The 23,326-nt window shown below is 74.4% G+C and carries 22 protein-coding genes; 16 read left to right on the top strand and 6 right to left on the bottom strand.

The window, feature by feature from the left end; genetic code table 11:
- Nucleotides 1-97 precede the first annotated feature (97 nt).
- From IE245_RS20280 to IE245_RS20255, 6 genes are all read left to right on the top strand, one after another.
- The gene (locus IE245_RS20280) at nucleotides 98-1,231 is read left to right on the top strand and encodes a sensor histidine kinase (protein WP_189949586.1); all 1,134 of its coding nucleotides are present in this window, start codon (nucleotides 98-100) and stop codon (nucleotides 1,229-1,231) included.
- Between the two features lie 166 nt (nucleotides 1,232-1,397).
- Entirely contained in the window at nucleotides 1,398-2,525 is a 1,128-nt protein-coding gene (pheS, locus tag IE245_RS20275) for a phenylalanine--tRNA ligase subunit alpha (RefSeq protein ID WP_189949585.1), read from the top strand.
- Entirely contained in the window at nucleotides 2,525-5,053 is a 2,529-nt protein-coding gene (pheT, locus tag IE245_RS20270; protein ID WP_189949584.1) for a phenylalanine--tRNA ligase subunit beta, read from the top strand. The genes pheS and pheT overlap by 1 nt, the downstream gene beginning before the upstream one ends.
- A gap of 286 nt (nucleotides 5,054-5,339) precedes the next feature.
- Nucleotides 5,340-6,425: a PP2C family protein-serine/threonine phosphatase gene (locus tag IE245_RS20265; RefSeq protein ID WP_189949582.1), complete on the top strand. Its 1,086-nt coding sequence runs from the start codon at nucleotides 5,340-5,342 to the stop codon at nucleotides 6,423-6,425.
- Between the two features lie 284 nt (nucleotides 6,426-6,709).
- Nucleotides 6,710-8,050 (top strand): NsdA family TPR-like regulatory protein, encoded by a 1,341-nt coding sequence (locus tag IE245_RS20260; RefSeq protein ID WP_189949581.1) that lies wholly within the window; start codon nucleotides 6,710-6,712, stop codon nucleotides 8,048-8,050.
- A gap of 62 nt (nucleotides 8,051-8,112) precedes the next feature.
- A complete protein-coding gene (locus tag IE245_RS20255) occupies nucleotides 8,113-8,643 on the top strand; it encodes an NUDIX hydrolase (RefSeq protein ID WP_189949579.1) in 531 nt (176 codons plus the stop codon).
- Between the two features lie 127 nt (nucleotides 8,644-8,770).
- Here IE245_RS20255 and IE245_RS20250 read toward each other — a convergent pair whose 3' ends face one another.
- Nucleotides 8,771-9,631 carry a 3-hydroxybutyryl-CoA dehydrogenase gene (locus IE245_RS20250; protein WP_189949577.1) on the bottom strand — a complete coding sequence of 287 codons (861 nt, stop codon included), beginning with the start codon at nucleotides 9,629-9,631 and terminating at the stop codon, nucleotides 8,771-8,773.
- 170 nt (nucleotides 9,632-9,801) lie between these two features.
- Between IE245_RS20250 and IE245_RS20245 the strand changes: the two genes are divergently transcribed.
- A complete protein-coding gene (locus IE245_RS20245) occupies nucleotides 9,802-11,166 on the top strand; it encodes a glycoside hydrolase family 10-like protein (RefSeq protein ID WP_444545738.1) in 1,365 nt (454 codons plus the stop codon).
- On the opposite strand, the gene IE245_RS20240 is transcribed toward IE245_RS20245, so the two are convergent.
- Nucleotides 11,163-11,360, bottom strand: coding sequence for a DUF1918 domain-containing protein (locus tag IE245_RS20240; protein ID WP_189949573.1), 198 nt, complete (start codon nucleotides 11,358-11,360; stop codon nucleotides 11,163-11,165). The two genes, IE245_RS20245 and IE245_RS20240, sit on opposite strands and share 4 nt — an antisense overlap.
- A 68-nt stretch (nucleotides 11,361-11,428) precedes the next feature.
- Nucleotides 11,429-12,370: a DMT family transporter gene (locus IE245_RS20235; protein WP_189949571.1), complete on the bottom strand. Its 942-nt coding sequence runs from the start codon at nucleotides 12,368-12,370 to the stop codon at nucleotides 11,429-11,431.
- Here IE245_RS20235 and IE245_RS20230 point away from each other — a divergent pair.
- The 4 genes from IE245_RS20230 to IE245_RS20215 all read left to right on the top strand — a co-directional run bounded on the left by IE245_RS20230 (nucleotide 12,369) and on the right by IE245_RS20215 (nucleotide 16,195).
- Complete coding sequence (locus tag IE245_RS20230) at nucleotides 12,369-13,802, top strand: aminotransferase-like domain-containing protein (protein WP_189949568.1); 1,434 nt, start codon at nucleotides 12,369-12,371, stop codon at nucleotides 13,800-13,802. The two genes, IE245_RS20235 and IE245_RS20230, sit on opposite strands and share 2 nt — an antisense overlap.
- A 90-nt stretch (nucleotides 13,803-13,892) precedes the next feature.
- Complete coding sequence (locus tag IE245_RS20225) at nucleotides 13,893-14,336, top strand: GNAT family N-acetyltransferase (RefSeq protein WP_189949566.1); 444 nt, start codon at nucleotides 13,893-13,895, stop codon at nucleotides 14,334-14,336.
- Nucleotides 14,337-14,404: 68 nt separating this feature from the next.
- Nucleotides 14,405-14,983, top strand: a complete 579-nt coding sequence (locus IE245_RS20220) for a histidine phosphatase family protein (RefSeq protein ID WP_189949564.1) — start codon at nucleotides 14,405-14,407, stop codon at nucleotides 14,981-14,983.
- Nucleotides 14,984-15,034: 51 nt separating this feature from the next.
- Nucleotides 15,035-16,195 carry a methyltransferase gene (locus IE245_RS20215; protein WP_189949563.1) on the top strand — a complete coding sequence of 387 codons (1,161 nt, stop codon included), beginning with the start codon at nucleotides 15,035-15,037 and terminating at the stop codon, nucleotides 16,193-16,195.
- A gap of 5 nt (nucleotides 16,196-16,200) precedes the next feature.
- On the opposite strand, the gene IE245_RS20210 is transcribed toward IE245_RS20215, so the two are convergent.
- Both IE245_RS20210 and IE245_RS20205 read right to left on the bottom strand, forming a co-directional pair.
- Nucleotides 16,201-16,809: a sigma factor-like helix-turn-helix DNA-binding protein gene (locus IE245_RS20210; protein ID WP_189949560.1), complete on the bottom strand. Its 609-nt coding sequence runs from the start codon at nucleotides 16,807-16,809 to the stop codon at nucleotides 16,201-16,203.
- A gap of 26 nt (nucleotides 16,810-16,835) precedes the next feature.
- Nucleotides 16,836-17,312, bottom strand: coding sequence for a hypothetical protein (locus IE245_RS20205; protein ID WP_189949558.1), 477 nt, complete (start codon nucleotides 17,310-17,312; stop codon nucleotides 16,836-16,838).
- A 444-nt stretch (nucleotides 17,313-17,756) separates the two neighbouring features.
- Here IE245_RS20205 and argC point away from each other — a divergent pair, with 444 nt between their 5' ends.
- The 5 genes from argC to IE245_RS20180 are packed head-to-tail and all read left to right on the top strand — an operon-like array spanning nucleotide 17,757 to nucleotide 22,596.
- Nucleotides 17,757-18,785 carry an N-acetyl-gamma-glutamyl-phosphate reductase gene (argC, locus tag IE245_RS20200; protein ID WP_189949556.1) on the top strand — a complete coding sequence of 343 codons (1,029 nt, stop codon included), beginning with the start codon at nucleotides 17,757-17,759 and terminating at the stop codon, nucleotides 18,783-18,785.
- The gene (argJ, locus tag IE245_RS20195; protein ID WP_189949555.1) at nucleotides 18,782-19,948 is read left to right on the top strand and encodes a bifunctional glutamate N-acetyltransferase/amino-acid acetyltransferase ArgJ; all 1,167 of its coding nucleotides are present in this window, start codon (nucleotides 18,782-18,784) and stop codon (nucleotides 19,946-19,948) included. The genes argC and argJ overlap by 4 nt, the downstream gene beginning before the upstream one ends.
- Nucleotides 19,945-20,850 (top strand): acetylglutamate kinase, encoded by a 906-nt coding sequence (gene argB, locus IE245_RS20190; RefSeq protein WP_189949553.1) that lies wholly within the window; start codon nucleotides 19,945-19,947, stop codon nucleotides 20,848-20,850. Before argJ ends, argB begins: the two co-directional genes overlap by 4 nt.
- On the top strand, nucleotides 20,847-22,052 hold the full coding sequence (locus IE245_RS20185; protein WP_189949551.1) for an acetylornithine transaminase: 1,206 nt from the start codon (nucleotides 20,847-20,849) through the stop codon (nucleotides 22,050-22,052). The genes argB and IE245_RS20185 overlap by 4 nt, the downstream gene beginning before the upstream one ends.
- A gap of 7 nt (nucleotides 22,053-22,059) precedes the next feature.
- Nucleotides 22,060-22,596, top strand: coding sequence for an arginine repressor (locus IE245_RS20180; protein ID WP_189949549.1), 537 nt, complete (start codon nucleotides 22,060-22,062; stop codon nucleotides 22,594-22,596).
- A gap of 7 nt (nucleotides 22,597-22,603) precedes the next feature.
- On the opposite strand, the gene IE245_RS20175 is transcribed toward IE245_RS20180, so the two are convergent.
- Nucleotides 22,604-23,299, bottom strand: coding sequence for a L,D-transpeptidase family protein (locus IE245_RS20175; RefSeq protein ID WP_189949546.1), 696 nt, complete (start codon nucleotides 23,297-23,299; stop codon nucleotides 22,604-22,606).
- Nucleotides 23,300-23,326: the final 27 nt, after the last annotated feature.

The following is a 23,326-nucleotide window of genomic DNA, read 5'->3' as shown; positions in this document are numbered from 1 at the left end:
CACCCCGCGTGCCCTTCCGGCTCCCGCCGGTCACCCTCGCCCAGTAGAGTGACGCACTCGGGGCCCACTGCGGTACACGGAGGGGTGGGAGACGGGGATGACGGCCGGTACGGACAGTCCCGCGCGAACCGCACGACGAGGCGGAGGCGGGACGCGCGCGCCCGAACCCTGGCCCGGGATCGACCCCGACGACCTGCCCGACGGGCTCGTCGTCGCCGACGAGGACGGCCGGGTGGTCTGCTTCAACGCCGCCGCCAGCCGCATCACCGCCGTCCCGGCCGCCGAGGCGCTCGGCCGCCCGCTCGACCAGGCCCTGCCCCTGGAGGACCTCAAGGGGCACCGCTGGTGGTCCCTCACCGACCCGTACGGCGGGCTCGCCACCCGGCGCGGCCAGCCCGAGCGGAACCTGCTCCTGCCCGGCGGCCGCGAGGTCCTCGTCTCCGCCCGGTACGTCCGCGAGCACCCCACCGGACCCGTCCGCCGGGTCGTCGTCTCGCTGCGCGGCACCGAGGCCCGCCGCCGCTCCGAGCGCAGCCACGCCGAGCTCATCGCCACCGTCGCCCACGAACTGCGCTCGCCGCTCACCTCCGTCAAGGGCTTCACCGCCACCCTCCTCAGCAAGTGGGAGCGGTTCACGGACGAGCAGAAGCGGCTGATGCTGGAGACCGTCGACGCCGACGCCGGCCGCATCAAACGGCTCATCGCCGAACTCCTCGACATCTCCCGGATCGACGCCGGCCGCCTGGAGGTCCGCCGCCAGCCCGTCGACATCACCGCCGCCGTCGGCCGCCACATCCAGGTGCACACCACCGGCGGCCAGGCCCCCGACCGCTTCTTCGTCCGCACCCGCCCCGGACTGCCCCCGCTCTGGGCCGATCCCGACAAGATCGACCAGATCCTCGGCAACCTCCTGGAAAACGCGGTGCGCCACGGCGCCGGAACCGTCACCATCGAGGTGGCGCCCCGCACCGCGGGCGACGACGGCACCGGCGAGGAGGGGACGGAGGTCACCGTGAGCGACGAAGGACCGGGCATCCCCGAGGAGTCCATGAACCGCGTCTTCACCCGCTTCTGGCGGGGCAGCAAGCGCGGCGGCACCGGCCTCGGCCTCTACATCGTCAAGGGCCTCGTCGAGGCCCACGGCGGCACCATCACCGTCGGACGCGGCCCGCGCGGCGGGGCCGAATTCCGATTTATCCTGCCCGTCGGCGCCCCGGCCCACCTCGTCTGACGTCTCATCCACCGAGACCCGACGGGATCCACGGCCACCGGGGCCCCCACGGGCTCATCAGCGTGTCCCCACCCCGTTAGACTCGACCTTTGGCACGTTTGCGCCCTTGTCGTCTGACGTCGAACCGGGGTCGCCCCAGCCAAGCCCAACGGAAGCACGGGAAGAAATGTCGGCACCCAATAAGTCGTACGACCCGGTCGAGGTCGAAGCCTTGAAACCGGAAGAGATCGAGCGCATGCGGGACGAGGCGGTCGCCGCCTTCGCGGCCGCCGGCGACCTCGACGAGCTCGCGCACGCCAAGACCGCCCACACCGGCGGCACCTCGCCGCTCGCCCTCGCCAACCGCGAGATCGGCGCGCTGCCCCCGCAGGCCAAGGCCGCGGCCGGCAAGCTCGTCGGCCAGGCCCGCGGCGTCGTCTCCAAGGCGCTCGCCGCCCGCCAGGCCGAGCTGGAGGCCGAGCGCGACGCGCGCGTCCTCGTCGAGGAGGCCGTCGACGTCACCCTGCCGTACGACCGGATCCCGGCCGGCGCCCGCCACCCGCTGACCACGCTGATGGAGCGCGTCGCCGACGTCTTCGTCTCCATGGGCTACGAGGTCGCCGAGGGCCCCGAGGTCGAGGCCGAGTGGTTCAACTTCGACGCCCTCAACTTCGTGCCGGACCACCCGGCCCGGCAGATGCAGGACACCTTCTTCGTCCAGGGTCCTGAGGGCACCACGGGCGACGAGTCCGGTGTCGTGCTCCGCACCCACACCTCGCCGGTCCAGGCCCGCACCCTCATCGACCGGGAGCCCCCGGTCTACGTGGTGTGCCCCGGCCGCGTCTACCGCACCGACGAGCTCGACGCCACGCACACCCCGGTCTTCCACCAGATCGAGCTGCTCGCCGTCGACGAGGGCCTCACCATGGCCGACCTCAAGGGCACCCTCGACCACATGGTCCAGGCGCTCTTCGGCGCGGACATGAAGACCCGGCTCCGTCCGAACTTCTTCCCGTTCACCGAGCCGTCCGCCGAGATGGACATGCTCTGCTACGTCTGCCGCGGCGAGTCCGTCGGCAACCCCGACCGGCCCTGCCGCACCTGCGGCAGCGAGGGCTGGATCGAGCTCGGCGGCTGCGGCATGGTCAACCCGAAGGTGCTCGTCGCCTGCGGCGTGGACCCGGAGAAGTACAGCGGCTTCGCCTTCGGCTTCGGCATCGAGCGGATGCTGATGTTCCGGCACAACGTGGAAGACATGCGAGACATGGTCGAGGGTGACGTCCGGTTCACCCGGCCGTTCGGGATGGAGATCTGATGCGGGTCCCGCTTTCTTGGCTGCGGGAGTACGTCGACCTGCCGGCGACGGAGACCGGCCGCGACGTCCAGGCCAAGCTCATCACCGCCGGCCTCGAGGTCGAGACCGTCGAGCAGCTCGGCGCCGGCCTCACCGGCCCGCTGGTGGTCGGCAAGGTCCTCACCATCGAGGAGCTGACGGAGTTCAAGAAGCCCATCCGCTTCTGCACCGTCGACGTCGGCTCCGCCAACGGCACCGGCGAGCCCCAGGAGATCATCTGCGGCGCCCGGAACTTCGCCGTCGGCGACAAGGTCGTCGTCGCCCTCCCCGGCGCCGTCCTCCCCGGCGACTTCCGGATCGCCGAGCGCAAGACGTACGGCAAGGTCTCCCGCGGCATGATCTGCTCCAGCGAGGAGCTGGGCATGGGCGAGGACCCGAACCACGGGATCATCGTCCTGCCGCCGGAGCACGAGGTCGGCCTCGACGCCACCGCCCTCCTGGAGCTGTACGACGAGGTCCTCGACATCGCCGTCACCCCGGACCGCGGCTACTGCCTCTCCATGCGCGGCGTCGCCCGCGAGGCCGCCATCGCGTACGGGCTGCCGCTGCGCGACCCGGCGCTCCTCGACGTGCCCGCGCCGAACTCGTACGGCTACCCGGTCCAGATCGCCGACCCGATCGGCTGCGACCGCTTCACCGCCCGCACGGTCGTCGGCCTCGCCCCCGAGGCCCGGTCGCCGATCTGGCTCCAGCGCCGCCTCCAGAAGGCGGGCATGCGCCCGATCTCGCTCGCCGTCGACATCACCAACTACGTGATGCTGGAGCTCGGCCAGCCGCTGCACGCCTACGACCGCACCCGGATCGACGGCCCCATCGGGGTCCGCCGCGCCGAGGCCGGCGAGAAGATCACCACCCTCGACGGCACGGTCCGCGTCCTCGACGCCGCCGACCTGGTCATCACCGACAACCGCGGCCCCATCGGCATCGCGGGCGTCATGGGCGGCGCCGACACCGAGATCGCCGACCCGGTCACCGACGCCGAGACCGGCGCCGTCACCGGCTCCAGCGAGGTCGTCATCGAGGCCGCGCACTTCGACCCGATCTCGATCGCCCGCACGGCCCGCCGCCACAAGCTGTCCTCCGAGGCGTCCAAGCGCTTCGAGCGCGGCGTCGACCCGCAGGCCGCGGCCGCCGCGGCCCAGCGCTGCGTCGACCTGCTCGTGCTGCTCGCGGGCGGCACCGCCGAGGCCGGCGTCACCGAGATCGCCGCCCCGTCCGCGCCGCGCACCGTCACCATGCCGGCGAACCACCCCGACAAGGTCGCGGGTGTGGACTACGGCCGCGAGACCGTCGTCCGCCGCCTCCAGGAGGTCGGCTGCGACGTCTACGGCCAGGACGAGCTCGTCGTCACCGTGCCCTCGTGGCGCCCCGACCTGAACGAGCCGAACGACCTCGCCGAGGAGGTCATCCGGCTGGAGGGCTACGAGAACCTGCCCTCCACGCTGCCCAAGCCCCCGGCCGGCCGCGGCCTCACCGAGCGCCAGCGCGTCCACCGCCGGGTCGGCCGCGCCCTCGCCGGCGCCGGCTACGTCGAGGCCCTGAACTACCCCTTCATGGGGCAGCAGGTCCTCGACCAGCTCGGCCTCGACGCGGACGACGCCCGCCGCAGGGTCGTCACCCTCGTCAACCCGCTCTCCGACGAGGAGCCCGCGCTCCGCACCACGCTGCTCCCCGGCCTGCTCGGGGCGCTGCGCCGGAACGACAGCCGCGGCAGCCACGACCTGGCGCTCTTCGAGACCGGTCTGGTCTTCCGCCCCGAGGGCGAGCCGAAGGTCGCGGTCCGCCTCCCGGTGGACCGCCGTCCCACCGACGAGGAGATCGCCGGGGTCAACGCCGCGCTGCCCGCGCAGCCGCGCCGCGCCGCCGTCGTCCTCGCCGGCGCCCGCGAGCAGTCCGGCTGGTGGGGCAAGGGCCGCCCGGCCGACTGGGCCGACGCGATCGAGGCCGCCCGCACCATCGCCGCCGAGGCCGGTGCGGAGCTGCTGATCGAGGCCGACCAGCACGCCCCGTGGCACCCGGGCCGCTGCGCGGCCTTCCACGTCGTGGTCGACGGGGTCAAGACCCTCGCCGGCCACGGCGGCGAGCTCCACCCGCGCGTCGTCAAGGCGCTGGGCCTGCCGGCCCGCTCCTGCGCGATGGAGCTCGACCTGGACGTCCTGGAGAAGGCGAGCGAGGGACCGGTCAAGGCCCCGCGCATCTCCGCCTTCCCGATCGCCACCCAGGACGTCGCCCTGGTCGTCGACCAGGCCGTGCCGTCCTCCGAGGTCGAGTCCCACCTGGCCGAGGGCGCGGGTGAACTCCTGGAGTCCATCCGCCTGTTCGACGTCTACACCGGCGACCAGGTCGGCGAGGGCAAGAAGTCCCTGGCGTACGCGCTCCGGTTCCGCGCCGCGGACCGCACGCTCACCGTCGAGGAGGCCACCGCCGCCCGCGACGCGGCCGTCGCACGGGCCGCCGAGCACACCGGCGCCGTGCTGCGCGGCGCCTGACGCCGGCGGTACGCCACGGAGGGCCGTCCCGGGACCAGTTCCCGGGGCGGCCCTCCGCCGTCACCCGCCCCGCCCCGCTCGTACGGGCCGTCGACGGTCGGCAGCCCGTCCGCGTGGCGCGCCCGTGGCGCGGGGCGGCGCGCCGGGGGTGCTCACTCCTTCGGGTGAGATCGCCGGGGGCTGTTCCCCCGCGGTCCGTACAGTCGGCAGAATCGACGCGGCCACAGGGGCGGACCTGTGTGCCGCAGGGCCTTCGGGCGCTGTCGGGGCTCGGGAAGGGCCGTACATGATCCGTACCAGCCGTAGCGGCCGCGGCCGCACCGGGTCCGCCCTCGGGGCCCGGCTCCGCGAGACCGCCCCGCTCGCGCTCCCCGTCGGCTGGGGGGCGGTGGCGGTGGCCTGGAAGTTCGGCTGTCCGCTGGCCCGGCAGCCGGGGCTGCCGATGCGGATCGCGACCAGCATCGTCTTCCTCACCGTCGGCACGGGCCTGGTCCTCGGGGTGCGAGGGCGGCTGCGGCGCGAACTGGCGCGCGTACGGGCCGTCGCGGAGGCCACCCAGCAGGTGCTGTTGCGCCCGCCGCCCGCCCGGCTCGACGGACTCGCCCTGGCCGCCGGGCAGTTGTCGGCCACCCGCGGTGCCTCGGTGGGCGGCGACCTGTACGAGGCGGTGGCGACGCCGTACGGCGTGCGCATCCTGATCGGGGACGTACGGGGTCACGGGCTCGCCGCCCTGGGCGCGGTCGTCGCCGTCCTGGGGAGCTTCCGGGAGGCCGCCCACGACGAGGCCGAACTCGGCGGGGTGCTGCACAGGCTGGAGCGGGCGCTGCAACGGCACCTGCGGGAGCGGGCGCGCGACGAGCACCCGGCCGGGGGCAAGGGCGCGCCCGAGCACCCGGTGGCCGAGGAGTTCGTGACGCTGCTGCTCCTGGAGGTCCGCGCCGACGGCCGGCTCGCCGTCCTCGACTGCGGCCATCCCGCCCCGTACCGGCTCGGCGACCGGGTGGAGCGCCTGCCGGTGGGGGAGCCGCTGCCGCCGCTCGGCGTGCTGCCGCTGCCGGCCGCGCTCGTCCCGTACACCGGTGCCCGGCTGCTGCCCGGCGAGACGCTGGTGCTGCACACCGACGGCGCGGAGGAGGCCCGGGACGACCGGGGCCGCTTCTTCGGCCTGGAGGCGGTGCTCGCCCGGAGCGCCGGCCTGCCGCCTGCGGGCGTCGTCCGGCAGGTGCACGAGGCGCTGCTGCGCCACACCGGCGGCCGGCTCGACGACGACGTGGCCCTGCTCGTCGTCCGCAACGACCGCGTCCGCGTGCCGACGCAGCCCGCCGAACCCGGGCTGCGCCGTCCCCGGCCCGCTCCCTCCACCCACTGCTGAGCGGAGGGCCCGGGGGTACGGGCGCCGCCCGCCCCGCCACGGAGTGTCGGGCAGATCGGCGGGGCGGGCGGCGTGGACCGGGCGGCCGCACTGTACGAGGGGGGAGCCGGCGGCCCGGTCGTTCCTCGCCCTTCCGGCGAGGAAGCCCAGTCAAGCGGTACGGCCCCGGCGGCGGCAGCGCGCGCGGACCGGAAGAACGGGTACTTCATTCACACCCCGTGCGAAATCGCACCGGGCTAATTCGGCCACCGCTAGGCTGAGTTCACCGAGCGACCGGAGGGGCCATGCAGCCCAACACCCTGCTCGACGCCCTCCTGGACGAGGCGGGCGTCTCCCACGCCGGGCTCGCCGACCGTGTGAACCGGGCCGGACGGGCCAGGGGCCTTGCCCTGCGTTACGAACACACCGCCGTGGCGCGGTGGTTGAAGGGCCAGCGGCCGCGCGGCCAGGTGCCCGACCTGATCTGCGAGGTGCTCGCGGACCGGCTGCGCCGGCCCGTCACCCTCGACGACATCGGGCTCGGCGTGCCCGTCGGCGGCCCGCCCGCGCCCGGCACGCCGCTGAACGGCTTCGTCGACCGGGCCACCGCGCTGTGGCGCTCGGACGAGCAGCAGCGCCCGTACCTCGCGAGCGCGCCCGCGGTGACCGGCACGCCCGCGGTGATGCCGGTGTGGGAGTGGGAGAACCCGCCGGAGGACACCGACGTCTCCCGGACCGGTCTCACCCGGGTCGAGCCCGCCGACATCGCCCTGCTCAGCGCGGCCCGCGCCCACTACGAGCAGATGTACCGCAAGGCCGGCGGCATCGCGACCCGCGCCCGGATCGTCGGCTTCCTCACCACCGAGGCCGCGCCCCGGCTCCGCGGCTCGTACAGCGACGCCCTGGGCCGCTCCCTGCACCGCGCCACCGGCGGCCTCGTGGCGGTGGCCGGAATCTGTGCCTACGACGCCGACGCCCACGGGCTCGCGCAGCGCTACTTCCACCAGGCGCTGCGGCTCGCCAAGGCCAGCGGGGACCGGGCCTTCGGCGCCTACGTGGTGGCGCTGATGGTCAACCAGTCGCTGCTCCTGGGGGAGTTCCGGCAGGCGGTGGCCTTCGCGGAGGCCGCGCTGCGGGCGGCGGACGGGACCATCTCCCCGGCGCTCGCCGCCGATCTGACGGCCATGCAGGCGAAGGCGTACGCCCGGCTCGGCGACGGGCCGGCGGCGCTCGGCTGCATCCTGCGGGCCGAGCGGGCGGCGGACCGGATCGCCCCGGCCGCGGAACCGGCCGAGACCGGCTACGTCCAGCCCGGGCTCGTCAACGTACAGGTCGCGGAGGCCCTCCTCAGTCTGGGTGATCTCGCGGGGGCGTACGAGCACGCGGCGCGGGCGGCCGGGACGCCCTCGCACGACCGGGGCCGGGTGCACCGGCTCGCGCTGCTCTGCCAGGTCGAACTGCGGCAGGGCGAGGCGGACTCGGCGGCGCGGGCGGCGGTCGAGATGACCGAGCGGGCGCGCGGGATGGAGTCGCGCCGGCTGCGGGACCGGCTGCGCCAGGCCCGGGAGCACCTCCTCGCCTGTGACGCGGGGGACGCCCGGGAGGCGGCGGCGCTGATCGACGGGGCCCTGCGCGTTCCGCTCTGACCGTTCACCTGCTGCGATATTGCCACCGAACACGCGCCTACCAGTCGGAAGGTGGCAAGAACGTGCAGTGGACGAAACTGAGCGAACGCTCCGTCTATGAAAACCGTTGGTTCCGAGTGAACCTCGCGGACGTCGAACTCCCGGACGGCCGCCACCTCGACCACTATCTGATCCGGCTCCGCCCCGTCGCCGTCGCGACCGTCGTCAACGACGCCGACGAGGTCCTGATGCTCTGGCGCCACCGCTTCATCACCGACAGCTGGGGGTGGGAGCTGGCCGCCGGCGTCGTCGAGGACGGCGAGACCCCCGAGGCGGCCGCCGCCCGTGAGATGGAGGAGGAGACCGGCTGGCGGCCGGGCCCGCTGCGCCACCTGCTCACCGTCGAGCCCTCCAACGGGCTCAGCGACGCCCGGCACCACCTCTACTGGACCGAGCGGGCCACCTGGACCGGCCCGCCGGCCGACGGCTTCGAGTCCTCGCGGCGCGCCTGGGTGCCGCTGAAGGAGGTCCCGGAGCTGATCGCGCGCGGCGAGGTGCCGGCGGCGAACATGGCGGCCGGACTGCTGATGCTGCACCACCTGCGGCTCGGCTGACGCCCGGGCCGCCGGGGCCGCCGGGGTCGCCCGGAAAAGTCGGAACGGCTCGTACCTGTGCGGGGGTACGAGCCGTTCCTGCCGCGGAGAGCGACAACCGTGGGACGCCGGAGGCGTCGGAGGCGGGTCAGGCGTAGACGTAGAAGCCCGAGCCCGTCTTGCGGCCGAGCCGGCCCGCGTCGACCATCCGCTGGAGCAGCGGGGGAGCGGCGTACAGCGGCTCCTTGAACTCGGAGTACATCGAGTCCGCGATCGAGGCGATCGTGTCGAGGCCGATGAGGTCCGAGAGCTTCAGCGGGCCCATCGGGTGGGCGCAGCCGTACTCCATGCCGTTGTCGATGTCCTCGCGGCTCGCGATGCCGGACTCGAACATCCGGATCGCGGAGAGCAGGTACGGCACGAGCAGGGCGTTCACGATGAAGCCGGAGCGGTCCTGGGCGCGGATCGCGTGCTTGCCGAGCAGCTTCTCGGCGAAGGCCTGCGCCCGGCTGATGGTGCCCTCGGAGGTGGTGAGGGCCGGGATCAGCTCGACGAGCTTCTGCACCGGGGCCGGGTTGAAGAAGTGGATGCCGATGACGTGGTCGGGGCGGGAGGTCGCCACGGCCAGCTTCACCAGCGGGATGGAGGAGGTGTTCGAGGCGAGGATGGCGTCGGGCCGGGTCAGGACCTGGTCGAGCACCTGGAAGATCTCGGTCTTGACCTGCTCGTTCTCGACGACCGCCTCGATGACGAGGTCGCGGTCGGCGAACTCCCCGAGGTCGGTCGTGAAGCTCAGGTTGGCCAGGGCCGCGTCCCGCTCCTCCTCGCTGATCTTGCCGCGTTCGGCGGCCTTGGTCAGCGAGTTCAGCAGCCGCGTACGGCCGATCTCCAGCGCCTCGCCGGTGGTCTCGGCCACCTTCACCTGGAGACCGCTCCGGGCACACACCTCTGCGATGCCCGCGCCCATCTGGCCGCAGCCCACCACTCCGACGCGCTCAATGTCGGCCATGGAGTCCGTCACCTCGTGCCTTTCGCTCTTCTCTGGCGGCGGGCCCCGTGTGATTCCGGTGCGCACGCCTCGACCCCATGACGTTACTCCGATTCGCGCGATGATCGATCGGTCGGAGGCGGGCATGCTGTCCCAGGAGGTGTGACGTGTCCGACAGCTGAGGGGTACAAGTGCGGCCTATCGGGAGAAGAGGGTTTGTGACGACCGCCACGGGAGCGGCATTCGCCGTCGTGGGGAGCGGTGCCCCGGGCACCGCCGCGGAGCGTCGAGGGGTGCGCGGAAGGGACCCGGACCCGGCACCGGCGTCCGGGGCGGACCCGGCGCCCGGGGCGGGTCCGGCGGCGGAGCCCGTGCCGGAGCCGGCCGCGGAGGCGGCGGCGGACAGCTTCCGGTTCCGGGGCGTGTGGGTGGCGACCGTCGCCAACCGCGACTGGCCGTCCCGCGCCGGCCTCACCGCCGCGGCGCAGAAGGCCGAGCTCCTCGCCCACCTGGACAAGGCGGTGGAGCGGCGGCTCAACGCGGTCGTCCTCCAGGTGCGGCCCACCGCCGACGCCCTGTGGCCGTCGCCGTACGAGCCCTGGGCGCAGTGCCTCACCGGGACGCAGGGCCGCGACCCCGGCTGGGACCCGCTGGGCACGGCGGTCGCCGAGGCCCATGAGCGGGGGCTGGAGCTGCACGCCTGGTTCAACCCGTACCGCGTGGCGAACCACACTGACCCCGCCCGGCTCGCGGCCTCCCACCCGGCCCGGCTCCACCCCGAGTGGACCGTGCCCTACGGCGGAAAGCTCTACTACGACCCCGGGCTGCCCGAGGTCCGGCGCTTCGTCCAGGACGCGATGCTCGACGCGGTCCGCCGCTACGACCTCGACGCCGTCCACTGGGACGACTACTTCTACCCGTACCCGGTGGCGGGGGAGGACTTCGCCGACGACGACACGTACGCCCGCCACGGCGCCGGCTTCCCCGACCGCGCGGACTGGCGGCGCCACAACACCGACCTGCTGGTCTCGGAGATGTCCGCCCGCGTCAAGGAGCTCAAGCCGGGCGTCGCCTTCGGTGTCAGCCCCTTCGGGGTGTGGCGGAACCGCGCCGACGACCCCGCGGGCTCCGACACCCGGGGCGGGGTGGCGACCTACGACGACCTGTACGCGGACACCCGCAAGTGGGTCCGGGAGGGGTGGATCGACCACGTGGTGCCGCAGCTGTACTGGCACGTCGGCCACCCCGCCACCGACTACGCCACGCTCCTCGACTGGTGGAACGCGACGGTGGAGGGGACGGGCGTCGGCCTCTACATCGGCGAGGCGCTGTACAAGGCGGGCGACCCGGACCAGCCCGAGGCATGGCAGGACCCGCGGGAGCTGTCACGGCACCTCGCGCTGGCCGTCGAACGGCCGGGCGTCGGCGGGCACTGCTACTTCGCGGCGAAGGAGGTCACGGAGGACCGCCACGGCGCCCTGGCGGCCATCGTGGCCGACCACTACCCGGTGCGGGCCCGCGGGCCGCGCGCCGCGGGCCCGGGACCCGCTTCCTAGCGCTGCTCGCCGTGGTGACGGACGACGGTGTCGGGGCCTGGCGACATCAGGGCCTCGTGACCGTCGTCGTCGAACTTCACCTTGTACGGGGGAGCGCCGTTCTCGCCCTTCACCTCAAGGACCTGGGCCGTACGGTCGTGCTGACCCACGGTCCGGCCGTGCACCAGCAGCTTGTCGCCCACTCTCGCCTGCATCGGTGACCTCCTCGCGCGCGTAGGGCCTCTGCCTGTCATTGTGACGCAGGTCACCGCCGTCCGTCGCGTCAGCTCTTCGCGCGCTGGGTCACCGCGATGCAGACCAGCACGCCGACCGCCGCGACCGGCGCGGCCAGCGGCAGGGACTCGCCCAGCAGGAAGACCGACCAGAACAGCGTCAGGAGCGGCTGGGCGAGCTGGAGCTGGCTGGCGCGCGGGATGCCGATCGCGGCCATGCCGCGGTACCAGACGTACAGGCCGAAGAAGGTGGAGCCGGCCGCCACCCAGACCAGGCCGATCACGCCGTGGGCGGTGAGGCGCACCGGTTCGAGGGCGAGCGCCACCGCCGAGGCCGGGACCGTCAGCGGCAGGCAGAGCACCAGCGCCCAGCCGATCACCTGCCAGCCCGGCATCAGCCGGGCCAGGCGGCCGCCCTCGGTGTAGCCGGCGGCGCACACGAGGAGCGCGCCGAAGAGGTAGAGGTCGCCCGTGGAGAGCGCGCCGCCGCTCTGCTGGACGGTGAAGGCGATCACGACGGAGGCGCCGGCGACGGCCGCGATCCAGAAGGTGCGCGACGGGCGGCGGCCGGTCCGCACGGCGGCGAGGGCGGCCGTGGTGAGCGGCAGCAGGCCCACGACGACGGCGGCGTGCGAGGTCGTGGAGGTCTGCAGGGCGAGCGTGGTCAGCAGCGGGAAGCCCACCACCACGCCCCCGGCGACCACCGCGAGCCCGGTCCAGTGGCGGCGCTCCGGCAGCGGCACCCGGCCCGTGCACAAGAAGGCTCCGGCGATCACCGCGGCGAGCGTGGAGCGCACGGCCACCAGCGACCAGGGGCCGAAGCTCTCCAGACCCCACACCGTCGACGGGAACGTCAGCGAGAAGGAGACGACGCCGAGGAGGGCGAGGAGGGTGCCCTGCGCGCCCGGGGCCGTCACCGGGGCGGAAGCGGTGTCCGTCCTGCCGGTGACCGCTATCGTCGTCGGGGCAGTAGCGCTATTCTGTGCTCTCATGCATGAGCGTAGCAGCGTGGCCGAACTGGCGAAAACCCTGAAAGCGGAGCTCGACCGCTACTCTCCAGGTGGAAAGCTCCCGTCGAGCCGGGCGCTCGTCGAACGCCACCACGTCTCCCCGGTGACCGTCACCCGCGCCCTCGCCCAGCTCGCCGCCGAGGGCCTGGTCGTCACCCGGCCCGGCGCCGGCGCCTTCAAGGCCGAGGCGCCCGCCCCGGCCGCCACCGGCGACACCTCCTGGCAGGAGCTGGCCCTCAGCGCCGACGCCGCCACCGAACTCGTCCCCCGCGCCGTCGACGCCTCCGGAGTCCTCGTCACCCTGGCCGCGCCCCCGCCCGGCGTCGTCGAGTTCAACGGCGGCTACCTCCACCCCTCCCTCCAGCCCGAGCGGGCCCTGGCCGCCGCCCTCGCCCGGGCCGGCCGCCGCCCCGGCGCCTGGGGCCGGCCGCCCTCCGACGGACTCACCGAACTCCGCGAGTGGTTCGCCCGCGAGATCGGCGGCGGCGTCACCGGCGCCGAGGTCCTCATCACCGCCGGCGGCCAGTCCGCCCTCACCACCGCGCTGCGCGCGCTCGCCCCGCCCGGCACCCCCGTGCTCGTCGAGTCGCCCACCTACCCCGGCATGCTCGCCGTCGCCCGCGCCGCCGGGCTGCGCCCGGTGCCCGTGCCCACCGACGCCGACGGCATCCGCACCGACCTCCTCGAAGCCGCGTTCCGCGCCACCGGCGCCCGCGTCCTCGTCTGCCAGCCGCTCTTCCAGAACCCCACCGGCGCCGTCCTCCCGCCCGAGCGCCGCCGCGAGGTCGTCCGCATCGCCCGCGCCGCCGGCGCCTTCGTCGTCGAGGACGACTTCGCCCGCCGGCTCGTCCACGAGGACGCCCCGCCGCTGCCCGCGCCGCTCGCCGCCGACGACCCCGACGGCGTCGTCGTCCACGTCCGCTCCCTCACCAAGATCACCTCGGCGAGCCTCCGGGTCGGCGCGCTCGCCGCCCGCGGCCCCGTCCTGGAGCGCCTCCGCGCCATCCAGGTCGTCGACAGCTTCTTCGTCCCCCGCCCCCTCCAGGAGGCCGCCCTCGAACTCGTCGGCGCCCCCGCCTGGTCCCGCCACCTCAGGACCGTCTCCCAGGAGCTGAAGGCCCGCCGCGACGTCCTCACCGCCGCCGTCGCCCTCCGGCTCCCCGAACTCGCCCTGCCCCACGTCCCCTCCGGCGGCTACCACCTCTGGCTCCGCCTCCCCGACGCCCTCCCCGAGCCCGCCCTCCTCGCCGCCGCCCTCCGCGCCGGCGTCGCCGCCGCCCCCGGCCGGCCCTACTTCTGCGCCGAACCGCCGGCCGGCCACATCCGGCTGAGTTTCGCCGGTGTCGCCGGCCCCACGGAGATCACCGAGGGCGTCCGCAGGCTCCGCACCGCCATGGACGAACTCCTTCCGTGACGCCCGGCGGGCCGGGCCGGCGCGCGCGGACACCGCGCCAGCCCGGAAAACCCGCCTGACACGTGCCCACGGCTTTGGCATCCTCCGGCCATGACCGAGACCACCACCGTCACCCTCCACGGGGCGTACGAGATCTCCGCCGACCCCGCCCGCCTCGACGCCGCCCGCGTCCACCACTGGCTCTCCACCGACGCGTACTGGGCCCTCGGCCGACCTCGGGAGAAGCAGGACGCCGCCATCGCCGGCTCGCTCAACTTCGGCGCCTACCACCGCGACACCGGCGAGATCGCCGCGTACGCGCGCGTGATCACCGACCACGCCACCTTCGCCTGGCTCTGCGACGTCTACGTCGACCGCCCCGCCCGCGGCACCGGCCTCGGCACCGCCCTCGTCACCGCCGTCCGCGACCACCTGGAGCCGTACGGGCTCCGCCGGATCATGCTCGCCACCGCCGACGCCCACGGCGTCTACGAGAAGGTCGGATTCGCGCCACTGAAGAATCCGGACATGTGGATGTCTCTCGGACAGGACTGAACCGGGGCCTCCCGGTCCCCCCGCCGCGCCCCTTGACCCGGGGCCCCACCGGCCTCACGATCGCGGCCATGGGTCTTCGGGTCACGCTGGTCGCGGCGGCGCGCAGTTCCTCCCTGCTCGCCGAACGCTTCGACGACGACCGGCCGCTCGACGAGGCCGGATGGTACGAGGTGCAGCAGGCCGCGCCCGCGCTCCTCCCGCTCGGCGCCGCCGAACTCCGCTACTGCGCGCCGACGCCGCGCAGCCGCGCCACCGGCACCGCCCTCGGCTACGCCCCGCTCGCCCAGCCCGCGCTGCGCGACTGCGACATGGGCCGCTGGCGCGGCCTCACCCTCGCCGAGGTCGCCGCCCTCGAACCGGCCGCCGTCGACGCCTGGCTCGCCGACGCCCGCTCCGCCCCGCACGGCGGCGAACCCCTCCTCGCCTTCATCTCCCGCATCGGCCACTGGCTCGACACCCGCCCCGCCGACGACGCCACCGTCGTCGCCGTCGCCGAACCCTCCGTCGTCCGCGCCGCCCTCGTCTACGCGCTCCGCGCCGCCCCCGCCACCTACTGGAGCGTCGACGTGCGCCCCCTGTCGACCGTCACCCTCACCGGCCGCCCCGGCGCCTGGCACCTCCACCTGGACGCTCCCGCGCTGCGCTGACCGGCCGGGACCGGCGGGCGGGCCGGGCGGAGCGGCTAGCCTGGGGGCACGATGAACCGTTTGACCACGCCATGGGGCGACGTCACCCTCACCCGCCACCCCGAGGACCCGCGCGATCCGCTGCGCGCCTGGGACGCGGCCGACGAGTACCTGCTGAACCACCTCGCCGAGACCGGCACCGGCCTCTCCGGCACCGTCGCCGTCCTCGGCGACCGCTGGGGCGCGCTCGTCACCGCGCTGACGGCCGCCGGATCCGGGGAGCTCGTCCAGATCTCCGACTCGTACCTCGGCCGCGAGGCCACCCGCACCAACCTCGCGCGGGCCGGCGCGGCCCCCGGCGCCGTCCGGCTCCTCACCACCCAGGACCCGCCGCCCGCCCGGATCGACGTGCTCCTCGTCCGCGTCCCCAAGAGCCTCGCGCTCCTGGAGGACCAGCTGCACCGGCTCGCGCCCGCCGTGCACGAGGGCACGGTGATCGTCGGCACCGGCATGGTCAAGGAGATCCACACCTCCACGCTGACCCTCTTCGAGCGGATCCTCGGCCCCACCCGCACCTCGCTCGCGGTGAAGAAGGCCCGGCTGATCCACGCCACCGCCGGGCCGGCCGCCGCGCCCGGGCCGAACCCGTGGCCGTACCGCTACGCGCTCCCCGCCGACACCCCCGCGCCGGGGCTCGCCGGCCGGACGGTCGTCAACGAGGCGGGCGTCTTCTGCGCCGACCGCCTCGACATCGGCACCCGCTTCCTCCTCGGGAACCTGCCGACGGGCCTCGGCCGCGCGCGCGTGGCCGACCTCGGCTGCGGCAACGGCGTCGTCGGCCTCGCGGTCGCCCTCGCCGAACCCGATGCCGAACTGCTCTTCACCGACGAGTCGTACCAGGCCGTCGCCTCCGCGGAGGAGAACTTCCGCACCCACGCGGGGGAGGGGCGCAAGGCCGAGTTCACGGTCGGCGACGGGCTCGCGGACGTCCCCGCCGGCTCGCTCGACCTCGTCCTCAACAACCCGCCCTTCCACAGCCACCAGGCCACCACCGACCGCACCGCCCGCCGCATGTTCTCCGACGCGCGGCGCGCCCTGCGCACCGGCGGCGAACTGTGGGTCGTCGGCAACCGCCACCTCGGCTACCACGTCACCCTGCGCCGCATCTTCGGCAACAGCGAACTGGTGGCGAGCGACCCGAAGTTCGTGGTGCTGCGCGCGATCAAGCGCTGACCCCGTCACGCCTCGGGGAAGACCGGCCCGAGGGCGCGGAGCCCGTCCGTCCCCGTCGTGATCTCCACGCCGACGATCCGGTCGCGGCGGAAGGCGAAGGACACGGCGGCGACCGGTCTCCCGTCCACGCGGGCCACCGCCCCGACCGCGCCCTCCACCAGCGCGGGCCGCAGCAGGACGCCCGGCCGGGCGAGCGCGGCCGCGGCGGCGGCCACGGCCGGAGCACCGTGCACGGCGCCCCGCTCGGAGTACGCGACGGCGTCCGGGGCGAGCAGCGCGGCGAGCGCGACGGCGTCACGCGCGCGTGCGGCGGCGAGGAAGGCCTCCACCAGCGCCCGCCGTGCCCCCGGACCGCCGTTCCCGCCGCCCGGCCCCCCGCCCCGCAGCCGCTCCCGCGCCCGCCGCGCGCACCGGGCCGCCTCGGCGGGGGAGCCGCCCATGACCCGGGCGGTCTCCCCGGGCGGCAGCCCGAACACGTCGTGCAGCAGGTACGCGACCCGTTCGCGCGCCCCGAGCCGGTCGAGCACGGCGAGGAAGCCCCCGAGCACGGCCGCGTCCAGCCCCTCCGCCACCGCGCCCCCGCGCCCGCCGTCCGGCCCGGCGCCGTCGTCCATGGGGTCCCTCTCTCCGTCAGGTGCCTTCACACCTGCTTGACGGCCCGCCCGCGGGCGTTGTGACGCGGCTCCGCGAGCGCGAGGCACGCGAACGCGCCCGAGGCCGCGAGGAGGACCACCGCGGCCGGGCCCGCGGCGCCGCCCCCGGTGTCGATCGCGTACGCGTCGCCGTCCTGGCGGACGCAGGAGTAGCGGGGCGGCAGGTAGGTGACCCGATGGCCGACCACGTCCGACGCCGCGCCCGGGTCGCCCTCCACCCGGCACGGCCGGGGCGGGAACGCGTCGGTGCCGCTCTCGTCCGTGACGACCAGCGCCAGCCCCACGCCGAGCAGCCCCCAGGCGTACAGCGCGGCCGCGGCGGCGGCCGCCAGCGCGGCCCCGCACCGGAACCACGTCTCCCGCCCGGCGGCCCGCACCCCGACCGCCCCGAGGCGGCCGAAGCCGTATCCGGCGAGACCGAAGCCCACGAGAACCGTGACGATGAGGAGAGGGAGAAGCACCATGCGGCCGACCCCATCAGGGAACACCGCCGAAATCCAGGGGAGTTCAGGGTTTCCCGGATCTCGTCACCGGGCCGCCCCGGCGGGGACGGAGACGGGGGGCGGGGGCGAGCGGGGTGCGGCCGGCGTCCGCGGGGACCGGGCGCGCGCCGTCCGCGACGAGCGGTTCGTCGGCCCGCGGGGCGTCGAGCGCGGCCCGGGTCTCGGCCGGGCCGGCCCTTGGGACCGACGAGGACCGTGGCGGCCGGCTCGTCGGGGCGCGCGGGGCGCCGGTGGCGATTTCCGGGCCCCGTGGCCCCGTGTCATACCGTGCCAAACTGGCCGTGAGGGTCGAGGGCCGCCCGGCAGGAGCCGTCCCTGCCCGGCCCGAAGCCGCCGACACGAACGAGCTCGTTGCATAAAACTACGGCTCCACGTATAGTCATGCCATCCATGAGGAGGGTATTGATGACGGTACGAGCAGCAGTGGCGGGCGCGAGCGGATACGCGGGCGGGGAACTCCTGCGCCTGCTCCTCGCGCACCCCCACGTCGAGATCGGCACCCTGACCGGCCACTCCAACGCCGGACAGAAGCTCGGCGGCCTCCAGCCCCACCTGCTGCCGCTCGCCGACCGCGTCCTCGCGCCCACCACCGCCGAGGAGCTCGCCGGCCACGACGTCGTCTTCCTCGCCCTCCCGCACGGGCAGTCCGCCGCCGTCGCCGAACAGCTCGGCCCGGACGTCCTCGTCGTCGACATGGGCGCCGACTTCCGGCTGAAGGACCCGGCCGACTGGGAGACGTACTACGGCTCGCCGCACGCCGGCACCTGGCCCTACGGCCTCCCCGAACTGCCGGGCGCCCGCGCCGCGCTTGAGGGGTCCAAGCGCATCGCGGTGCCCGGCTGCTACCCCACCGCCGTCTCGCTCGCCCTCTTCCCGGCGTACGCGGGCGGGCTCGCCGAGCCGGAGGCCGTGATCGTCGCCGCCTCCGGCACCTCCGGCGCGGGCAAGGCCCTCAAGCCGCACCTCCTCGGCAGCGAGGTCATGGGCAACATGACCCCGTACGGCGTCGGCGGCGGCCACCGGCACACCCCCGAGATGATCCAGAACCTCTCCGGCCCGGCCGGCGAGCGGGTCACCGTCTCCTTCACCCCCACCCTGGCCCCGATGCCCCGCGGCATCCTCGCCACCTGCACCGCCGCCGCGAAGCCCGGCACGACCGCCGAGGCCGTCCGCGCCGCGTACGAGAAGGCGTACGCGGACGAGCCGTTCGTCCACCTCCTCCCCGAGGGCCAGTGGCCCGCGACGGCGTCCGTCCACGGTTCCAACGCCGTTCACATCCAGGTCGCGTACGACGCGAACGCGCACCGGATCATCGCGATCAGCGCCATCGACAACCTCACCAAGGGCACCGCCGGCGGCGCGGTGCAGAGCATGAACATCGCCCTCGGCCTTCCCGAGGACACCGGACTCTCCACGATTGGAGTCGCTCCATGAGCGTCACCGCAGCGCAGGGATTCACGGCGGCGGGCATCGCCGCCGGGATCAAGCAGAACGGCAACCCGGACCTGGCCCTCGTGGTCAACACCGGGCCGCGCCGCGCCGCCGCGGGAGTCTTCACCTCCAACCGCGTCAAGGCCGCCCCGGTCGTCTGGTCCCAGCAGGTCCTCGCCGACGGCGAGCTGACCGCGGTCGTCCTCAACTCCGGCGGCGCCAACGCCTGCACCGGTCCGAAGGGCTTCCAGGACACCCACGCCACCGCCGAGAAGGTCGCCGAGGTCCTCAGCGCGCGGGGCACCGAGGTCGGCGCCGGCGAGGTCGCCGTCGCCTCCACCGGCCTCATCGGCGTCCTCCTCCCCATGGACAAGCTCCTCCCGGGCGTCGAGAAGGCCGCCGCCGAACTCTCCGCGCACGGCGGCGAGAAGGCCGCCATCGCCATCAAGACCACCGACACCGTCCACAAGACGGCCGTCGTCTCGAAGGACGGCTGGACGGTCGGCGGCATGGCGAAGGGCGCGGGCATGCTCGCCCCCGGCCTCGCCACCATGCTCGTCGTCCTCACCACCGACGCCGACGTCGACGCCCAGGGCCTCGACGCCGCCCTGCGGACCGCCACCCGGCTCACCTTCGACCGGGTCGACTCCGACGGCTGCATGTCCACCAACGACACCGTCCTCCTGCTCGCCTCCGGCTCCTCCGGCGCCACCCCCGCCCAGGACGACTTCGCCGAGGCCGTCCGGGAGGTCTGCGCCGACCTCGCCCGCCAGCTCATCGGCGACGCCGAGGGCGCCAGCAAGGACATCCGCATCGAGGTGGTCAACGCGGCCACCGAGGACGACGCCGTCGAGGTGGGCCGCTCCATCGCCCGCAACAACCTCCTCAAGTGCGCCATCCACGGCGAGGACCCCAACTGGGGCCGTGTCCTCTCCGCCATCGGCACCACCTCCGCCGCCTTCGAGCCCGACGAGCTGAACGTCGCCATCAACGGCGTCTGGGTCTGCAGGAACGGCTCCGTCGGCGAGGACCGCGACCTGGTCGACATGCGCTACCGGGAGGTCGTCATCACCGCCGACCTCGCCGCCGGCTCCGAGTCCGCCGTGATCTGGGCCAACGACCTGACCGCCGACTACGTCCACGAGAACAGCGCGTACTCGTCATGACCAACGCCACGCGGAAGCACACCGCCCTCCCGAAGGCCCAGACGTTGATCGAGGCGCTGCCCTGGCTCACCCGCCACCACGGCAAGACCGTCGTCATCAAGTTCGGCGGCAACGCCATGATCGACGAGGATCTGAAGGCGGCCTTCGCGCAGGACGTCGTCTTCCTCCGCCACGCCGGCCTCAAGCCGGTCGTCGTGCACGGCGGCGGCCCGCAGATCAGCGCCGCCCTCGACCGGCACGGCATCGTCAGCGAGTTCAAGGCGGGCCTGCGGGTCACCACCGAGGACGCCATGGACGTCGTACGGATGGTGCTCGCCGGCCAGGTCCAGCGCGAGCTCGTCGGCCTGCTCAACCAGCACGGCCCGCTCGCCGTCGGCCTCACCGGCGAGGACGCCCACACCATCACCGCCGTCAAGCACCGGCCGGAGATCGACGGCGAACGCGTCGACATCGGCCGCGTCGGCGAGATCACCGCCATCGACACCGGCGCCATCCAGGCGCTCCTGGAGGACGGCCGCATCCCGGTCGTCTCCTCCATCGCCCGCTCCCAGGACGACGGACATGTCTACAACGTCAATGCTGATACGGCGGCTGCGGCACTCGCTGCGGCGCTGGGCGCCGAAACGCTGATGGTCCTGACCGACGTCGAGGGCCTCTACGAGGACTGGCCGAACAGCGACGAGGTCATCAGCCGGCTCACCGCGAGCCAGCTGGAGAAGCTGCTGCCCGAGCTCTCCAGCGGCATGGTCCCCAAGATGGAGGGCTGCCTGCACGCCGTACGGAACGGGGTCACCACGGCCCGCGTGATCGACGGACGCGTCCAGCACTCCATCCTTCTGGAGATCTTCACCGACGAGGGCATCGGCACGATGGTCGTGCCGGACGGACAGGGGGAAGCGTGAGCAACAAGCAGCTGACCGAGCGGTGGCAGGGCTCGCTCATGGACAACTACGGCACCCCCCGCCTGCCCCTCGTCCGCGGCGAGGGCGCCAGGCTCTGGGACGCCGACGGCACCGAGTACCTCGACTTCGTCGGCGGCATCGCCGTCAACGCCCTCGGCCACGCCCACCCGGCCGTCGTCGAGGCCGTCACCCGCCAGATCCGGAGCCTCGGCCACGTCTCCAACCTCTTCGTCGCCGAACCGCCCGTCGCGCTCGCCGAGCGGCTGCTCCAGCTCGCCGGCCGCCCCGGGAAGGTCTTCTTCTGCAACTCGGGCGCCGAGGCCAACGAGGCCGCGTTCAAGATCGGCCGGCTCACCGGCCGCACCCACATGGTCGCCACCGACGGCGGCTTCCACGGCCGGACCACGGGCTCCCTCGCCCTCACCGGCCAGCCCGGCAAGCAGGGCCCGTTCCTGCCGCTCCCCGGCGACGTCACCCACGTCCCGTACGGCGACGTCGAGGCGCTGCGCGCCGCCGTCACCGAGGAGACGGCCTTCGTCATCATCGAGCCCATCCAGGGCGAGAACGGCGTCGTCGTCCCGCCGCCCGGCTATCTGAAGGCGGCCCGGGAGATCACCCGCGCCACCGGCACCCTCCTCGTCCTCGACGAGGTCCAGACCGGCATCGGGCGGTGCGGCCACTGGTTCGAGCACCAGGCCCACGAGGGCGTCGACCCGGACGTCGTCACCCTCGCCAAGGGCCTCGGCGGCGGCCTGCCGCTCGGCGCCACCGTCGCCTTCGGCGCGGCCGCCGAGCTCTTCGCCCCCGGCCACCACGGCACCACCTTCGGCGGCAACCCGGTGGCCTGCGCCGCCGGCCTCGCCGTCCTCGACACCCTCGGCGCCGACGCGGCCCTCGACCACGTCAAGGCCGTCGGCGAGCGGCTGCGCTCCGGAATCGAGGCCCTCGGGCACCCGCTGGTCTCCCATGTCCGTGGTGCGGGGCTCCTGCTGGGTATCGTGCTCACCGAGCCCCTCGCGCCCCAGGTGCAGCAGGCGGCTCAGGACGCCGGCCTCCTGGTGAACGCGCCCGCCCCCGACGTCGTACGGATCATGCCTCCGCTGGTCCTGACCGACGCCGAGGCGGACACCTTCCTCCGGGTGTTCCCGGCCGTCCTCCAGCAGGCGTACGAGGCGAACGGGCAAGGAACGACCGGAGAATGAGGCGACGATGACCGACGCGCAGGGGAACGAGCCCGGAGGGCCGTCGGTCCCGCAGACCCGCACCGCACGCCACCGCAGGATCGTCGACATCCTCAACCGGCAGCCGGTGCGGTCGCAGAGCCAGCTCGCCAAGCTCCTCGCCGACGACGGGCTGAGCGTCACCCAGGCGACGCTCTCCCGCGACCTCGACGAGCTCGGCGCGGTGAAGATCCGCAACACCGGCGGCGAGCTGATCTACGCGGTCCCCAGCGAGGGCGGCTTCCGCACCCCGCAGGCCCCGCTCGGCGAGTCCGCCAAGGAGGAGCGGATGCGCCGGCTCTCCGGCGAACTCCTCATCTCCGCCGAGGCGTCCGCCAACCTCGTGGTGCTGCGGACCCCGCCGGGCGCCGCCCAGTTCCTCGCGTCGGCCATCGACCAGGCCGAGCTCCACGCCATCCTCGGCACCATCGCGGGCGACGACACCCTGCTGCTCATCTCTCGCGACCCGGTCGGCGGCCAGGCCCTCGCCGACCACCTGCTGCGCCTGGCGCAGAAGGGCGGCTGAGCGCCGCTCAGTACCGTGTGATCGCCGTCGGACCCCGCCGGGTGCCGACGGCGATGTGCGGCCGCCGGCCGGGATCGGCCCAGGCCAGGATCGCCCGCATCGCGTCGGCCGGGACGGAGACGCAGCCGGCCGTCGCGCCCTTCCCGTCGACGTGGAGGAAGATCCCGGCGCCGCGCATCCGCACCGGGCGGGCGTAGTTGAAGCCGATGACGAGCGCGTGGGCGTACTGCGTCCCGTACGCGACGATGTGCTCGGCCTCCGCGGGGCGGCAGTCCGCCGGGAGCTTCTCGACCCAGCGGTTGTAGGCGCGCGAGCCGTTGTCCTGGCACCACCAGGAGTCCTCGGTGGCCCGTACGTACCGGTAGCGGGTCCCGGCCGGCGCGGGCCGGATCCCGAAGGCGTACGGCAGGTCGTACAGGCCGGTCGGCGTGGTGTTCGTCCCCTGTCGCCGGGTGGCCCCCTCGGCCAGCCCGTTCGCGCCGAACCGGGCCGCCGCCGACCCCGCCCGCACCCACCGTCCGCCCCGCCGGTCCCACCAGGTGACCGTCCCGGTGGTGGCGGAGGCGTCGGCGGCGACGGCGGTGATCAGCTGGGAGCCGCCGCCGGTGTCCGCCATCCGCGCGGGCAGCGGTGCCGGCGGGGGCGGAGCCGGGGCGGACGCGAGGGAGAGCAGCACGGCGCCGAGCGCGAGGAGGGTACGCATGGCGGCGACGCTAGGCCGCCCCTCCCG

The sequence above is a fragment of the Streptomyces roseolus genome (genome assembly GCF_014649855.1).
Lineage (GTDB): Bacteria > Actinomycetota > Actinomycetes > Streptomycetales > Streptomycetaceae > Streptomyces > Streptomyces roseolus.
This window is presented reverse-complemented; position numbering and strand designations above follow the sequence as displayed.

Coding starts and splice junctions, on each gene's coding strand:
- IE245_RS20205 (WP_189949558.1), bottom strand. CDS start 17,312: ATGGTGCTTCTCCCTCTCCTCATCGTCACGGTTCTCGTGGGCTTCGGT.
- IE245_RS20220 (WP_189949564.1), top strand. CDS start 14,405: ATGGGTCTTCGGGTCACGCTGGTCGCGGCGGCGCGCAGTTCCTCCCTG.
- IE245_RS20210 (WP_189949560.1), bottom strand. CDS start 16,809: ATGGACGACGGCGCCGGGCCGGACGGCGGGCGCGGGGGCGCGGTGGCG.
- IE245_RS20180 (WP_189949549.1), top strand. CDS start 22,060: ATGACCGACGCGCAGGGGAACGAGCCCGGAGGGCCGTCGGTCCCGCAG.
- pheT (WP_189949584.1), top strand. CDS start 2,525: ATGCGGGTCCCGCTTTCTTGGCTGCGGGAGTACGTCGACCTGCCGGCG.
- IE245_RS20235 (WP_189949571.1), bottom strand. CDS start 12,370: ATGAGAGCACAGAATAGCGCTACTGCCCCGACGACGATAGCGGTCACC.
- IE245_RS20230 (WP_189949568.1), top strand. CDS start 12,369: ATGCATGAGCGTAGCAGCGTGGCCGAACTGGCGAAAACCCTGAAAGCG.
- IE245_RS20265 (WP_189949582.1), top strand. CDS start 5,340: ATGATCCGTACCAGCCGTAGCGGCCGCGGCCGCACCGGGTCCGCCCTC.
- IE245_RS20225 (WP_189949566.1), top strand. CDS start 13,893: ATGACCGAGACCACCACCGTCACCCTCCACGGGGCGTACGAGATCTCC.
- IE245_RS20280 (WP_189949586.1), top strand. CDS start 98: ATGACGGCCGGTACGGACAGTCCCGCGCGAACCGCACGACGAGGCGGA.
- IE245_RS20240 (WP_189949573.1), bottom strand. CDS start 11,360: ATGCAGGCGAGAGTGGGCGACAAGCTGCTGGTGCACGGCCGGACCGTG.
- IE245_RS20215 (WP_189949563.1), top strand. CDS start 15,035: ATGAACCGTTTGACCACGCCATGGGGCGACGTCACCCTCACCCGCCAC.
- IE245_RS20250 (WP_189949577.1), bottom strand. CDS start 9,631: ATGGCCGACATTGAGCGCGTCGGAGTGGTGGGCTGCGGCCAGATGGGC.
- pheS (WP_189949585.1), top strand. CDS start 1,398: ATGTCGGCACCCAATAAGTCGTACGACCCGGTCGAGGTCGAAGCCTTG.
- IE245_RS20260 (WP_189949581.1), top strand. CDS start 6,710: ATGCAGCCCAACACCCTGCTCGACGCCCTCCTGGACGAGGCGGGCGTC.
- argJ (WP_189949555.1), top strand. CDS start 18,782: ATGAGCGTCACCGCAGCGCAGGGATTCACGGCGGCGGGCATCGCCGCC.
- argB (WP_189949553.1), top strand. CDS start 19,945: ATGACCAACGCCACGCGGAAGCACACCGCCCTCCCGAAGGCCCAGACG.
- argC (WP_189949556.1), top strand. CDS start 17,757: ATGACGGTACGAGCAGCAGTGGCGGGCGCGAGCGGATACGCGGGCGGG.
- IE245_RS20175 (WP_189949546.1), bottom strand. CDS start 23,299: ATGCGTACCCTCCTCGCGCTCGGCGCCGTGCTGCTCTCCCTCGCGTCC.